The following is a 13425-nucleotide window of genomic DNA, read 5'->3' as shown; positions in this document are numbered from 1 at the left end:
ATCAAACCTCCAGTCCCATGGCTTTTTTGACCAGCCAACGTCGGGCTGGAGAGAAGAGATTCAAACCGATCAAGCCAGCAGCCCGGGCATGCCCCAGCAGTGGCAGGTTGTTGGCAAACAGATGGATCAAAGTATGACTGAAACCCACGATTGCATCCTGATCCGGCATACGCTGTGCCTGCCAGGCCTGCAAAGCCGGTAGCTCCCCAGGATGAAAGGCTTGCCCCTGATTGCGGGCTTGAAGAGCTGAATTCAACAGGCTATCGGCCAGGCTGGTCACGCCACGGATGGCCAGGTTATAACCCTGGCCGGCAACCGGGTGCAGATAATGCGCGGCATTGCCCAATACCACCAGATTACGTCGAACCTGCTCTTTGGCTCTGATCTTTTTCAGCGGATAGGCAAAACGTTCACCCACCTGTTCAAAGCGCCCGGCGCGATTGCCAAAACTTTTCTGGATGGCCTGGATAAATTCAGCTTCCGGCAATTCCACCAGAGCCTGGGCCTCACTCCCCGGTCGTGTCCAGACCAGTGCCATATCCCGACCCTGCAGGGGCAACAAAGCCATGGGACCATCTTCGGCAAACCGCTCATAAGCCCAGCCCTGGTGTGGGCGGGACATGCGGACATTGGCCACCAGAGCCGTCTGCTGGTAGTCATGCTCGTCATCGGCAATACCCAGCTGTTTTTTCAAGCCCGAACGGCCACCATCAGCCAGCACCACCAGCCGGGCTTTGAGTTTGATGGCCTGGCCGTCCAGCTGACCGGTCAGCTCCGCCGCCTCGGGCTGTGGAAAACTCAGGCGTTCTATCTGGGCCGGAGCCAAAACGTTAACCGAATCCGAGCCTGCCTGCTGAAGCCCTTCCCAGAGAGTACGTCCCAGCCAGGCATTGGGCACCACATAGCCCAGGGCTTCGACCTGCTGTTCCTGATGATTCAGCTGGGTTGAACCCAGGTAACCACGATCGGAAACATGAATATGTTTGATCGGGTACGCATGAGCCTTGAGGTTTTCCCATAAACCCAGTTGCTCGTAAATCAAGCGAGTGCCCCAGGAAAGAGCCGAGGAGCGGGCATCAAAACTGGGCTGCCATTGCACATCCGGTTGCTGCTCCGAAGGCGGATGGCTTTCCAGCAGGGTGATTTTCAAGCCTTCACGCTTCACCAGAGGCTGCAGGGCCAGAGCCAGACTGGCTCCCACCAGCCCCCCTCCGACAATGGCAATATCGGTTTCAAGTGTTTGCTGCATCCTCGTCTCCCATCAGGGCTTCCAGCTCAGCCACGGTTTTCGGCACCCCCCGGCTGAATACCTCACAGCCCTCCGGGGTCACCAGGACATCATCTTCAATGCGGATACCGATACCCCGCCAACTGGGGTCCACCTCGTCACGATCCGGCGCAAAATAAAGGCCGGGCTCAATCGTCAGCACCATGCCCGGCTTTAGGGGTCGGGCTTCTCCATGCAGCCGATAGCAACCGACATCATGCACATCCAGACCCAGCCAGTGACTGGTGCCATGCATAAAATAGGGTTTGAAGGCCCCATCTTCGATGAGCTGTTCCAGGTCTCCAGAAAGAATCCCCAAATCCAGCAAACCCTGAGTCAGGATGCGTAACACCGCATGATGAATGGCTTCCAGGGTGGTGCCAGGGCACGTCAGTTTAATGGCTTCCTGATTGGCCTTGAGCACCAGCTCATAAAGCTGTTTCTGGGGCGGGGTAAACTGCCCGTTCACCGGAAAGGTACGCGTGATATCACCAGCATAGCCCTGGTATTCAGCTCCGGCATCAATCAAGACCAGGTCACCGCTCTGCATTTGGCTTTGATTGGCAATGTAGTGCAGCACGCAGGCATTGGCACCGGCCCCAACAATGCTGGCATAGGCCGGGGCCGCAGCACCCTGAAAGGCAAACTCGTGTTCCAGTTCGGCCTGAAGCTGGTATTCATACATGCCGGGGCGGCAAGCCTTCATGGCCCGGCAGTGGGCATCCGCGGAAATTTGCGCCGCTTGGCGCATCAGATCAACTTCATCCGCAGATTTGATCAGGCGCATTTCAGCCAGTTGTGCTGCCACATCCACCAGCCTGTCGGGCAGAGTGGCGGAGCGTTTTCTTTTGCTTCTGACACCCTGGCGCCAACCCAGATAGCGCTGATAAAGCTTGAGGTCTTCCAGCGGCAACCAGACTTCACTGGCTTCACCAATCAGTTCAATCAGCTGTTCATCGACTTCTGTCAGGCTAAAGGCCTGATCCACTCCCAGCCTGGGTACGGCTTCTTCCTGCCCGAGACGGATGCCGGTCCAGACTTCCATGGCTGGGTCCTTGGGCAGAGTAAAGATCAGGCTTTCACCTTCACTGCGTCCCTTCATTAAAACCAGCAAGCCATCCGGCTCGGTAAAACCGGTGAGATACCAGAAATCACTGGCCTGGTGAAAAGGGTATTCGGTATCGCGGCTGCGGGTGACTTCAGAGGCAGCCGGGATCAGGGCCAGGCCTTTGTCGGGAAGCTGTTCCAGAAGTTCCTGGCGGCGCTGGTGAAATGGCTGATAGGACATAGTGACTCCCATTAATGCAGGGTGGAACCTGACTGAGGCTTTTCAACCTTGGGCTGACCGGGATGCAGCTCCAGATAGAGCATCATTGCCAAGAGGCGCACAAACTCAGTCAGTTCGATCAGATCCTTTTCATTGTCCTCTGTTGCTGCCGGGGTTGCATCACCCATCTCGACAATTTTTTCCAGATCCTGCAAACCTTCCCTGGCTTCTGCGGTCAATTCTTTATGGCTGATCTGGGTGGCTTTGAGGGACTTGAGAAAACCCTGCACCCATTTCACCAGACCGGCAAACCTTTCCTCCACCTCATAAAGCTCATCCGGCAACAAGGGTTCAAATTCCAGATGCCCGGCACCCAGTTGTTCCAGTGTTTGGTCCAGTAACTCCAAAGCCAGTTTGCTGTCTTCATCCTGCAGTTGGGTTTGCTCACCCAGCAGTTGCGCAAAAAGGGCCAGCCACTGCTCCCTGGGCAGACGCTCCTGACCACACAGCTGACCGGTCAGAACCCCATGAAACAGGGAAGGCGATTGAAAGCAGCGGTGTTTGAGACAGAAATTGGCCAGGGTTTCAAAGCTGATGGCGGCATTGTTTTCTACATCGGAAGACATGGATATCTCATCTATTTAATATTGGTTAACTTTTATATGTAAAGGTAAGCACTTACCAACGATCTTTACAATTGACCGCTAAAAAGTGCAGGTCTATAGTACAGGCTTGCATTATCAGGCTTCGGAGCCGTTCGCATGAGCAGTGACAAGAATACCACTGAAATAACTTTGTTAGACCGTAAATACCTGATTGCCTGCCCACCTCATGAGCAGGACGACCTCTTGCGTGCGGCACGCCATCTCAACCAGAAAATGTCGGAAATTCGCCGGGCCGGTAAAATTCTCAGCATGGAACGCCTTTCGATTATGGCTGCTCTCAATATTACCAACGAAATGCTCCAGCGTGATGATACAAATCACAACCATGAAGTGCTGATCACGCGCCTGACCCAGAAGCTGGACTCCGCACTGGAAGAACTGGATAGCCAGCAAGAGTCACGAAAACTACCATAAATCCTTCATTTTTTGTTAAACTGAAATCAACCCTGGGGTGTACGCCAGTTGCTCACGTCCTCGAGCCTATGATTGATAAACAGGACGCCGCCTGGCTCTACCCGTGAGCAAGTCCGCCATGCAGCGGAAAGCCTTCGGTAGACCGGTTGCCTCCACCTTGAACTTTAGGGTTCAAGGGCCACGACAACAGCGGCACTCTGGGGCTTTACTCTTCCTGCCTATGCCAACACCTGCACAACAAGAGCGTCAGCAACTCCGCCAAACATTGCGTGCCAGAAGACGTTCACTGTCCAAAGCACAGCAGCAACAGGCTGCCTGGCAACTGGCCCATCAACTGCGCCAGCAAACCTGGTTTATTCAGGCAAAAACCCTGGTGGTCTATCTGGCCAATGATGGCGAGTTAAGCCCTGAGCCTTTGGCCAGAATGGCTGCAGCTTTGCATAAAAAAGTCTACCTACCGGTCTTGCATCCTTTCCAGCCCAGGCTTCTGTGGTTTGTCCGCTGGATTCCCGGCCAGACACCGCTGGTAAAAAACCGTTTCGGCATACTGGAACCCAGGTTAAAAGGCTACGGTCTAGACGGATCCCGGCAAATTCAGCCTTGGGCGGTTGATCGGGTTCTTTTGCCCCTGGTGGGCTTTGACAGGCAGGGAGGGCGTCTGGGTATGGGAGGTGGTTTTTATGATCGTACTTTTGATGTCAGCAAAAGCCGCCCCAGGCGACCTTTGCTGATCGGTCTTGCACACAACTGCCAGGAAGTAGTGGATTTACCCCAAGCAGCCTGGGATGTGCCCCTCAACGGTATCGCAACCCCCGAGGGTTTTCTTGCCACGGGCAGAAATTAAATAAAGCTGGTAATCACCAGGCCCGCCAGAAACACAAGCACCAGTATGACCAATACATCAGGTTTCTTTTTCATTGTATAACTCCTTTCACCGTCCCCTGGTGAATTGGTTAGGCCTTAATCAATTCAAGGTCTATTAAATTTATCTCTTTTCAAGATCCTTAACAAGTTCTTCAATTCATAAAAACAGTCGATAAGCTGGATTTTCTGTTTCCCGCCAGTAACGATAGCTGATTTTATCCAGATACTCTTCCACCTGGGTGCGATTTTCCTGGGCCACCTGGAAGCCAACCAGAACCCTGCCGTAAGCGGCACCATGATTGCGATAATGAAACAGGGAAATATTCCAGTCGTGTCCGAGGTGATTCAGGAAATTGAGCAAAGCACCGGGACGTTCGGGAAACTCGAAGCGATAGATTTCCTCGTTGGTTTGCGTGGAAGTCCTACCCCCGCCGAGGTGGCGAATATGCAGCTTGGCCAGCTCATTGTCCGTGAGATCCACAACGGGATACTCGGCTTCCTGAAGAGCCAGAATCAATTCTTCGCGGTCATTGTCATCCGGCTTGACCTGAACACCCACATAGATTTGTGCCTGATCCGGGTCGGAAAAGCGGTAGTTGAATTCCGTGACCATGCGCCGACGGCCAATGACTTTGCAGAAATTCTTGAAACTTCCCGGACGCTCGGGAATGCCCACGGCCAGGATGGCTTCGCGTTTTTCACCCAGTTCCGTGCGTTCGGCAATATGCTGCAAGCGGTCAAAATTGGTATTGGCTCCCGAGTTGATACAAATCAGGGTAGAGTCGCTGACGCCCGTAGCCTCCACATACTTTTTCAGACCCGCCAGGGAAAGGGCACCGGAAGGTTCGGCCACGGCCCGGGTATCCTCGAAAATATCCTTGACCGCAGCACAGATTTCATCGGTGGTGACGGTAATGACGTCATCTACATAGTCCTTGCACACCTTGAAAGGCTCTTCACCAATCTGGGCGACAGCCACCCCTTCGGCAAAAATACCCACCTGTTCCAGTTTGACCCGATAACCATTTTTCATGGCTGCATCCAAGCAGGCTGAATCCTCTGCTTCCACCCCGATCACCTTGATATCCGGGCGCAGGTATTTCACATAGGCCGCCACCCCGGCAATCAGACCGCCGCCCCCAACAGGCACAAAGATGGCGTGAATGGGGTCCGGATGCTGGTGCAGAATTTCCATGCCGATGGTGCCCTGACCGGCAATTACATCCGGGTCATCGTAAGGAGGAATATAGGTGTAACCTTTTTCTTCAACCAGTTGCAGGGCATGCTCCAGGGCTTCTCCAAAAGCATCCCCTTTGAGTATCACTTTGCCGCCTCGGGCTCTGACTGCCTGGACCTTGATGTCCGGGGTAATGCGCGGCATGACAATAACCGCCTTGACCCCCATCAGCTTGGCTGCCATGGCCAGCCCCTGGGCATGATTGCCCGCTGAAGCTGCGATAACACCCTTGTCCTTTTCTTCCTGCGTCAGCTGCGCCATCTTGTTGAAGGCACCACGGATTTTGAAGGAAAACACGGGCTGAAGGTCTTCACGCTTGATCCAGATCTGGTTTTTCAAGCGTTTGGACATAAAACGAGCTTCAGACAAGGGTGTTTCCAGTGCGGCATCATAAACCCGCGCCTGTAGGATTTTCTTGACGTAGTGTTCAAGCATAATAGGGTGCAGCCTCAATTCCTGGGGAAATAACCGCACATTGTGGCCTGATGATGTCAAATCGTCCAGTCGTAGTTCGCAGCTGTAAATTGCTATACTGCTTTAAACCTTCATGAAGACTCACTCTAAATACCTGGATTCAATATGACCCAAGATGAACTCAAACAAGCTGTAGCCAAGGCCGCCCTGGAAGAAATACGCAATGACCTGCATAAGGACAGTATTATCGGTGTGGGCACTGGCTCCACTGCCAATTACTTTATTGATGAGCTGGCCAAGGTGAAAATGGATTTTGATGGTGCTGTTGCCAGCTCCGAAGCCACTGCTGAGCGCCTGAAAGCCCACGGTATTCCGGTCTATGATCTCAATGCTTCCGGTATTCTGGATGTTTACATTGATGGTGCTGATGAAATCAACAATCGCCTGCAGATGATCAAGGGTGGCGGTGCCGCTCTGACCCGGGAAAAGATTGTTGCTGCCTGCAGCAGAAAATTCATCTGCATTGCCGATGAAAGCAAGCTGGTGGATGTTCTGGGTGATTTCCCTTTACCCGTGGAAGTCCTGCCCATGGCACGCAGCCACCTGGGCCGGGAGTTGGTCAAGCTGGGTGCCGACCCCCAGTGGCGGGAAAATGTAAAAACCGACAATGGCAACTGGATTATCGACTGCTACAACTTCCTTCTCGATGATCCTTTAAAACTGGAGTCCAGAATCAATGACATTGCCGGTGTTGTCTGTAATGGCATCTTTGCCCAGCGCCCTGCTGATGTGCTTTTGCTGGGCTGCAAGGACGGGGTTAAACGCCTGACTGCAAAGGTCTAAGCAGGCAGCTCCAGCTTCCCGGCCTTGCTGACCACTCTCTGCCAGGCCGGTTCCTCTTCGATCCGCTGCACATAAGCAGCAATTCGTGGATACTCCGTCAAGTCGCTACGTGCTGCCAGAGCCTGCATGGGGAAGCTCATCTGCACATCGGCCGCACTCAGCCAATCACCCAGCAACCAGGTTTTACCCTCTAATTGCTGCTCAAGGAACGCCAGGTGGGTTGTCAGGTTGGGGTCCACCAATCTTTGCATGACCTTGCCACTGATTCCCTTGGCCACCGGTTTTACAAAAAACGGCATGGGTTGTTTGGGGATTTGCGTGAAAACCAGTTTCATCAAGAGTAAAGGCATCAAGGAGCCTTCGGCATAATGCAGCCAGTAGCGATAATTCACCCAGCTGTGAATATCCTTTGCGGCAGGCTGTAAACGCCCTTGCCCATAGCGTTGCAATAAGTATTCAATAATGGCACCGGATTCGGCCACCACCAGCTCATCATCGCTGAGTATTGGTGACTTGCCCAAGGGATGCACCTGTTTGAGTTCAGCCGGAGCCAGCAAAGTTTTGGGATCACGCTGATAGGTTTTGATCGTGTAATCCAGTTCCAGCAATTCCAGAAGCCAGACAATACGGTGAGAACGGGATTTTTCCAGATGGTGCAAAGTCAGCATTAGAAGCTCCTGAAGGAAGATGGCAAACAAGTGTTTGAATCTTCAGCTTAGCAGAAGTTGGACTCCTGGGCACCCGTCTGGATGACGGCTAATCCTTCAGAAAGGTTTCCGCCAACTGCAGCTGTTTGGCCAAAGCCCCGCGATTGGCCTTGACCACCTCAAAAGCTGCCTGCGTCAATTGCTGACCCTGAGCCGGATTTTCAAACAGTTGCATGAGCTGATCCGGCAACTCACTGGATTCCTGAATTTCCCGCAGCCCCCCTGCCTGCCTGAGCAGTTCGGCAATGTCGGCAAAGTTTTTCAGATGCGGCCCGGTAATGATCGGGGTCTTCAGAGCCGCTGGTTCCAGCAGGTTATGCCCACCGATAGGCACCAGACTGCCAGCAACAAAAGCAATATCGGCTGTAGCATAAAACAACAGCATTTCTCCCAGCGTATCGCAAAGATAAACCTGGGTCTGGCGATGCACCGGTTGTTCCAGGCTGCGCCGACTGAAAGAAAAACCCTCTGCCTTGATCTGCTCGGCAACGGCATCAAAACGCTGTGGGTGGCGAGGCACCAGCAGCAACAAAGCCTCGGGGCTGGTTTCCAGAAGCTTCTGATGGGCTTCCAGCAAGAGGCCGTCTTCACCTTCATGGGTACTGGCTGCAATCCAGACCGGCCTGGGGCCCCAGGTGTTTCTCAAGACATCCGCCTGATCCTGGAGGTCTTCGGGAGGTTGCAGGTCGTATTTGATGCTACCCGTCACCTGCATGCGTTCTGCAGGGAAACCCAACTGGATAAAACGCTGGGCATCTGCATCCGATTTTGCAGCGATCAACTCCACCTCGCTCAGGGCTGCGGCCACCAGAGGTCGGATTTTGCGATAGGATTTAAACGCCTTTTCCGACAAGCGACCATTGGCAATCATCACCGGCACCTGCATTTTCTTGCAGCTGTGGATCAGGTTGGGCCAGATTTCGGTTTCAAAAATCAGTGCCAGTCTGGGCTTGAGGGTGTGGATAAAACGATCACTGTTCCAGGGTAAATCCAGGGGCAGCAGGTAGTGTCTGGCTTCGGGCAGCCTTTGTTTGACCTGGGCAGCACCTGTGGCTGTCATGGTGGTCACCACCAGCTGCTTGTCAGGGTGCCTGTCCTGTAGTTGTTTCAACAGGGGTTCGGCAGCCAGAACCTCGCCTACAGAGGCACAGTGCGCCCAGATAACCTCTTTTTTGCTGGGAGAAATATGCCCGGCACGCTGACGCTCGGAAAGCTCATTGACTCGCTCCCGTTCCAGGCGTTTTTTCGCCAACGGTGACAACAAGGCCAAAAGACCTGAATAAAGATAGCGTGGCCAGGCAGACATCAGCGTTTGTCCAGAATGGATTTGACGATGGCGGTGGTGGAAACACCATCCACAAAATTGAGCACCTTGACCTCGCCACCGGCCTTAAGCACGGTTTCGGCACCGGCAATCTCTTCCGGTTGATAGTCACCCCCCTTGACCAGCAGGTCAGGTACCACCTGGGCAATCAACTCAGCCGGTGTGTCTTCTGCAAAAGGCACCACCCAATCCACAGCTTGCAGACCAGCCAGGACTCGCATACGCCGGTCGAGAGGATTGATGGGGCGGTCAGCTCCTTTCAGGCGACTCACCGAGGCATCGGAATTCACAGCCACGATCAGGCGGTCACCCAGCTTGCGGGCTTCTTCCAGATAGGCAACATGACCGGCATGCAAAAGATCAAAGCAACCATTGGTCATCACCACCTTTTCACCTCTGGCCTGGGCTGCCTGCACGGCTTCCACCAGGGTAGCTACTGGAAGGACGCCGTATTCAATCAGCTTTTCACTGTGCAGGGCCGTGTAGATTTCCGCGACACTGACGGTGGCGGTTCCCGGCTTGGCCACCACCAGACCTGCGGCCAGGTTGGCCAGCATCATGGCCTCGGGGTAATCATGCCCGGAAGCCAGCGCCAGCCCCAGTACGGCAATCACGGTATCACCGGCACCCGTGACATCAAAAATTTCCTGGGCCCGAGTGGGCAAATGCAGGGGTGAATGCCCGGCCCGTAACAGGGTCATGCCCTTTTCACTGCGGGTCACCAGCAAGGCTTCCAGCTCCAGTTCCTGACGCAAAGCTTCACCTTTGCGTTCCAGATCGGCTTCGGCCTGACAGCTGCCCACCACGGCTTCCAGTTCACCCAGGTTGGGCGTCAGCAGCGTCGCCTGACGGTAAATACTGAAATCCTTGCCCTTGGGATCAATGAGTACCTTTTTGCCCATCTTCCGGGCTTCCTGGATCAGGCTTTGTACTTCCTGAAGCGTCCCCTTGGCGTAATCGGATAAAATGACCAAATCTGTTTCCGCCAAGCCTTGTTTAAAAGCCTGGGTAAAGCCCGCTTCTGTGTCCAGTTGCTCTTCAAAATCCAGACGGATCAGTTGCTGGTTGCGACTCATCACCCTGAGTTTGGTGATGGTGGGATGCTTGCTGGAAGGATGAAAGCGGGTCTGAACTCCGGATTGTTGCAGTTTGGTTTCCAGCAGGCGGGCATTTTCATCCTGCCCGACTATTCCCGCCAGACTGGAAGAGGCCCCCAGGCTTACCAGGTTCAAGGCGACATTCGCGGCGCCCCCAGGTCGGTCATCGGTTTGCTGAACCTGAACCACTGGCACAGGGGCTTCCGGGGAAATACGCGAAGTTGCCCCCTGCCAGTAGCGATCCAGCATGACATCCCCGGCGACCAGCACCCTGGCTTGTTCGAAAGCGGCCAGATTAATTTTCATTCATTATTTCCTAACTTTGGGTTATCGGTCATGATCCTGTCCAGGCGTTCTTTTACCTCATCCAGAGTAATCAGATCCAGAGCGGCTGGATCCCGAACTCTCTGACCCCAGCCAACCTCCTCGACTTCCTTGCCGAGGAATTTGCGGACAGCCTCCGGGTAGCGATTGGCTACGTATTCTCGACCCAGCCAGGGCCCGGTTCGATCCGGGTTGGAGGTGGCATAAAGCCCCAGTGGGGGTGTTTGCATAGCCACGGCCATATGAATCGGCCCGGAATCAGGTGCCACCACCAAGCGGGCATCTTTAATCAAACCAAGCAGGGTTTTCAAAGACGTCTGGCCCACGGCATTGACCACGGGTGTTTTGACCCGCTGATTGATCTCTGCAAAAGTCTGCAACTCCAGAGGTGTATTCCCCCCGGTCATCACGGTCATGAGTCCGTATTTATCGTTGGCATAGTCGATCAGGGCGGCATAGCCCTCATTCGACCAGTTGCGCCAGTTGCGTGCGCGGTTACTGGAGCAGGGGCTGAGCAACAGATACTCCTGTTGTTCCGGCTGCCATTTGGCGGCTTCCTCTATGTCCGTGTCTGACAAGGGAATATTCCATTGCAGCTCACCCGGCTCCACGCCCAGGTGACGAACAAAATCCAGAAAACCTTCGCCAACATGCTGATGGGGATGCGCTGCTATCTGCTCATTCACAAACCAGCTTTGAAAATCCTTGGCGCGTGCCTTGTCAAAACCTAGGCGTCGCTGAGCTGGAATAAAACGCGACAAGACGCTGGCCCGCAAGGCAGCCTGCATATGCAGAAGAACATCAAAAGGCTTGCCTTTGCGTGCGGCCATCAGTTTCTGTCTCAGTACTCGCATGCCTTTCAGGCCGGTCTTTTTGTTGTAAACCAGAAACTCCACGCCTTCCAGGCCCTTCAATAGGCTATACTCAGCGCTGCCAATAACCCAGGTGATCCGAATATCCGGGTAGGCTTTCTGCAGCGCTCTGACACTGGGAACCAGATTGCAGACATCACCCAGAGCAGACAGGCGCAAAATACACAAATCCCGCACGGGTTGCTGGGATGGGTTAGAAAACTGAGATGACATGGCAAGTTTCCGGCAAGTAGAAGATCAGGGGCAGTTTATTCTATATGACCCTGAACACATCCCACAAATTCATGCAGGCTGGTTCACTCTGGAGTACTGGCAAGAACACAAAGCTGTCCTGGGAGGCGCACCGGGTCGGGGCACCAGTGTTTTTCTAAAAACACCGGCCGGTGAAGCTGTGTGGCGGCATTACCACCGGGGTGGCCTGCCGGGTAAATTCATCAAGGACCTTTACCTCTGGCAAGGCCTGGAAGCCAGTCGCGCCTGGCGGGAAATGCACCTGACCCAGCAGCTTTATGATCTGGGCCTGCCAGTTCCCAAACCCCTGGCTGCAGGAGTAAAACGCCTGGGACTGGGTTACCGGGCTGATCTGATAACCGCACGGATTCCCGATGCACTGCCACTGGCCGACTATCTGCCAGATGCCTCCGAAGAGCAGCAAAAACAGGCTTTGCAAGCTGCGGCCAGAGTCATCAAGCGTTTTCATCAGGCGGGATTGAATCATACCGATCTGAATCCCCGCAATATTCTGATCCAGCCCGAAAGCCTGGCAATCTGGCTGATTGATTTTGATCGCTGCCTGCTTTTACAGCCCGACACGAGCATTGCCACTGACAACCTGTTTCGTTTGCACCGGGCTTTCGTCAAACTCGACAAACAAAAAGCAACAGCCTGGCAAACCTGGCTGCTGCAAGGCTACCAGGCGGGGTAAAGCCAGAAACACCTTTTTGCAAAAAACCCTATTCTTTTCACTGCATTTAAAGTGAGTTACTGCCAAACTGACCACTGGTCCATTGAAAGCTGCAAAGGAAAGGCTCTCCCATGCGCTTGATACAAGTTTGCTTAAGTGATCACTATGATGCCCAGACTCAGCAGGTTGAACTGCTGATCCGTACGCTGGCGGAAAAGAAAATAAAACAACAGGTGGTCTGCAAAGCCGGTTCTGTACTCTACAATCGACTTAGCCACCTGCGAAGCCTGCATCTGGTTCCCGTACGCAGTCGCTTCAATGGCCATTTCAAGGTTCCCAGATCGGGTCTGGTACATGCTCACGACCTGGCTGCAGCCAACTGGGCACGCTGGCAGCTCAAGCTTCGGGGAACACCCTGGATGTTGAGTTGGCACCAGGCGGATGCCGAATCCACAGAGCAGTTGACCAGCAGCCTGCTCAAACAGGTGCAGGCGGTACTGGTAACCTCCTATTCCGCCGAACTGGCCATGCGTGAAAAAGCTTACAGTCCTGTCAAACGCATTCCCGATGCCGCCATTACACTCGACACCAACCCCATGAAAATGACCGAACTGCGCAGCCACTACCAGGGTCGCTTTGTCATCGGTCATTGGGGGCGCATTGATCAAAAGGCCGGGGGTCAGCAACACCTGATCAAATGTGCCGAGCAGATGCAGGCTGACTTTCCCAACATGATTTTTGTCATTCTTGGGGAAGGGCCGGATTATCAGCACCTCAAGAAAAAATACAAGGATCGCGAGAATATTGACTGGGTGGGTGAACCCAAGCATCCCGGTGATTATTTTTCCATCATGAATCTGTTTGTTGACCCGGCCAACCGGGCCGACTCCTGCACAGGCATCCTTCAGGCCATGAGCTTTCATATACCGGTGATTGCCAGCAAGGTTTCCGGTTTTGCGGAATTGATCAGCCATCGCAGCAATGGCCTGCTCTTCAAAAAAGGCGACATCAGCTCACTGGAAGAAATGATCAAGGTGCTCTACAACTCCACCCAGCTGCGCACCCGCCTGACCCGTGATGCCAACCGTGAGCTCAAGGAAGTCACCCCGGATAAAATTGCCCTCAAGCATCTGGCGGTGTATCAGGCCCTGATTAAGAACCTGAAAGCCAAAAGAGGATAAGGTATAATTCCTGCCCATTCGTTGACCATTCATTTAACGCAAGGG

General features: G+C 53.8%; 13 protein-coding genes and 1 other RNA gene. 6 read left to right on the top strand and 8 right to left on the bottom strand.

All coding sequences use genetic code 11. From position 1 onward, the window contains the following. Window position 1: 1 nt before the first annotated feature. Genes ubiH through LG323_RS10375 form a run of 3 tightly spaced genes read right to left on the bottom strand, consistent with a single transcriptional unit; the run spans window position 2 to window position 3160 of the window. The gene (gene ubiH / locus LG323_RS10385; RefSeq protein WP_404415772.1) at window positions 2-1249 is read right to left on the bottom strand and encodes a 2-octaprenyl-6-methoxyphenyl hydroxylase; all 1248 of its coding nucleotides are present in this window, start codon (window positions 1247-1249) and stop codon (window positions 2-4) included. Further along, a complete protein-coding gene (pepP, locus tag LG323_RS10380) occupies window positions 1233-2555 on the bottom strand; it encodes a Xaa-Pro aminopeptidase (RefSeq protein ID WP_404415768.1) in 1323 nt (440 codons plus the stop codon). The genes ubiH and pepP overlap by 17 nt, the downstream gene beginning before the upstream one ends. A gap of 11 nt (window positions 2556-2566) precedes the next feature. Next, entirely contained in the window at window positions 2567-3160 is a 594-nt protein-coding gene (locus LG323_RS10375; protein ID WP_310695308.1) for a UPF0149 family protein, read from the bottom strand. 135 nt (window positions 3161-3295) lie between these two features. Between LG323_RS10375 and LG323_RS10370 the strand changes: the two genes are divergently transcribed. From LG323_RS10370 to LG323_RS10360, 3 genes are all read left to right on the top strand, one after another. Further along, entirely contained in the window at window positions 3296-3613 is a 318-nt protein-coding gene (locus LG323_RS10370) for a cell division protein ZapA (RefSeq protein WP_310695309.1), read from the top strand. 26 nt (window positions 3614-3639) lie between these two features. Then, window positions 3640-3821: non-coding RNA, 6S RNA (gene ssrS, locus LG323_RS10365), on the top strand. A gap of 12 nt (window positions 3822-3833) precedes the next feature. Further along, window positions 3834-4457, top strand: coding sequence for a 5-formyltetrahydrofolate cyclo-ligase (locus LG323_RS10360; RefSeq protein WP_404415764.1), 624 nt, complete (start codon window positions 3834-3836; stop codon window positions 4455-4457). A 177-nt stretch (window positions 4458-4634) separates the two neighbouring features. Here the strand turns inward: LG323_RS10360 and ilvA are convergent, their stop codons facing one another. After that, window positions 4635-6149 carry a threonine ammonia-lyase, biosynthetic gene (ilvA, locus tag LG323_RS10355; RefSeq protein WP_404415761.1) on the bottom strand — a complete coding sequence of 505 codons (1515 nt, stop codon included), beginning with the start codon at window positions 6147-6149 and terminating at the stop codon, window positions 4635-4637. A gap of 144 nt (window positions 6150-6293) precedes the next feature. Between ilvA and rpiA the strand changes: the two genes are divergently transcribed. After that, window positions 6294-6971: a ribose-5-phosphate isomerase RpiA gene (gene rpiA, locus LG323_RS10350; RefSeq protein ID WP_404415758.1), complete on the top strand. Its 678-nt coding sequence runs from the start codon at window positions 6294-6296 to the stop codon at window positions 6969-6971. On the opposite strand, the gene LG323_RS10345 is transcribed toward rpiA, so the two are convergent. From LG323_RS10345 to LG323_RS10330, 4 genes are all read right to left on the bottom strand, one after another. Beyond that, window positions 6968-7639: a glutathione S-transferase gene (locus tag LG323_RS10345; protein ID WP_404415755.1), complete on the bottom strand. Its 672-nt coding sequence runs from the start codon at window positions 7637-7639 to the stop codon at window positions 6968-6970. The two genes, rpiA and LG323_RS10345, sit on opposite strands and share 4 nt — an antisense overlap. A gap of 88 nt (window positions 7640-7727) precedes the next feature. Further along, window positions 7728-8984 (bottom strand): lipid IV(A) 3-deoxy-D-manno-octulosonic acid transferase, encoded by a 1257-nt coding sequence (gene waaA / locus LG323_RS10340; RefSeq protein WP_404415752.1) that lies wholly within the window; start codon window positions 8982-8984, stop codon window positions 7728-7730. Further along, window positions 8984-10405 carry a bifunctional D-glycero-beta-D-manno-heptose-7-phosphate kinase/D-glycero-beta-D-manno-heptose 1-phosphate adenylyltransferase HldE gene (gene hldE, locus LG323_RS10335; RefSeq protein WP_404415749.1) on the bottom strand — a complete coding sequence of 474 codons (1422 nt, stop codon included), beginning with the start codon at window positions 10403-10405 and terminating at the stop codon, window positions 8984-8986. Before hldE ends, waaA begins: the two co-directional genes overlap by 1 nt. Continuing rightward, window positions 10402-11508: a glycosyltransferase family 9 protein gene (locus LG323_RS10330; RefSeq protein ID WP_404415747.1), complete on the bottom strand. Its 1107-nt coding sequence runs from the start codon at window positions 11506-11508 to the stop codon at window positions 10402-10404. Before LG323_RS10330 ends, hldE begins: the two co-directional genes overlap by 4 nt. Between LG323_RS10330 and LG323_RS10325 the strand changes: the two genes are divergently transcribed. Together LG323_RS10325 and LG323_RS10320 are read left to right on the top strand one after the other, a co-directional pair. Beyond that, entirely contained in the window at window positions 11507-12220 is a 714-nt protein-coding gene (locus LG323_RS10325) for a 3-deoxy-D-manno-octulosonic acid kinase (RefSeq protein WP_404415744.1), read from the top strand. The genes LG323_RS10330 and LG323_RS10325 overlap by 2 nt on opposite strands. 110 nt (window positions 12221-12330) lie before the next feature. Then, window positions 12331-13380 carry a glycosyltransferase family 4 protein gene (locus LG323_RS10320; protein WP_404415742.1) on the top strand — a complete coding sequence of 350 codons (1050 nt, stop codon included), beginning with the start codon at window positions 12331-12333 and terminating at the stop codon, window positions 13378-13380. Window positions 13381-13425 lie beyond the last annotated feature (45 nt).

The sequence above is a fragment of the Marinospirillum sp. genome (assembly GCF_044810985.1).
Taxonomy (GTDB): domain Bacteria; phylum Pseudomonadota; class Gammaproteobacteria; order Pseudomonadales; family Halomonadaceae; genus Marinospirillum.
The sequence above is the reverse complement of the archived record's forward strand: the minus strand, read 5'-3'. Positions and strand labels throughout refer to the sequence as shown.

Coding starts and splice junctions, on each gene's coding strand:
- ubiH (WP_404415772.1), bottom strand. CDS start 1,249: ATGCAGCAAACACTTGAAACCGATATTGCCATTGTCGGAGGGGGGCTG.
- pepP (WP_404415768.1), bottom strand. CDS start 2,555: ATGTCCTATCAGCCATTTCACCAGCGCCGCCAGGAACTTCTGGAACAG.
- LG323_RS10375 (WP_310695308.1), bottom strand. CDS start 3,160: ATGTCTTCCGATGTAGAAAACAATGCCGCCATCAGCTTTGAAACCCTG.
- LG323_RS10370 (WP_310695309.1), top strand. CDS start 3,296: ATGAGCAGTGACAAGAATACCACTGAAATAACTTTGTTAGACCGTAAA.
- LG323_RS10360 (WP_404415764.1), top strand. CDS start 3,834: ATGCCAACACCTGCACAACAAGAGCGTCAGCAACTCCGCCAAACATTG.
- ilvA (WP_404415761.1), bottom strand. CDS start 6,149: ATGCTTGAACACTACGTCAAGAAAATCCTACAGGCGCGGGTTTATGAT.
- rpiA (WP_404415758.1), top strand. CDS start 6,294: ATGACCCAAGATGAACTCAAACAAGCTGTAGCCAAGGCCGCCCTGGAA.
- LG323_RS10345 (WP_404415755.1), bottom strand. CDS start 7,639: ATGCTGACTTTGCACCATCTGGAAAAATCCCGTTCTCACCGTATTGTC.
- waaA (WP_404415752.1), bottom strand. CDS start 8,984: ATGTCTGCCTGGCCACGCTATCTTTATTCAGGTCTTTTGGCCTTGTTG.
- hldE (WP_404415749.1), bottom strand. CDS start 10,405: ATGAAAATTAATCTGGCCGCTTTCGAACAAGCCAGGGTGCTGGTCGCC.
- LG323_RS10325 (WP_404415744.1), top strand. CDS start 11,507: ATGGCAAGTTTCCGGCAAGTAGAAGATCAGGGGCAGTTTATTCTATAT.
- LG323_RS10330 (WP_404415747.1), bottom strand. CDS start 11,508: ATGTCATCTCAGTTTTCTAACCCATCCCAGCAACCCGTGCGGGATTTG.
- LG323_RS10320 (WP_404415742.1), top strand. CDS start 12,331: ATGCGCTTGATACAAGTTTGCTTAAGTGATCACTATGATGCCCAGACT.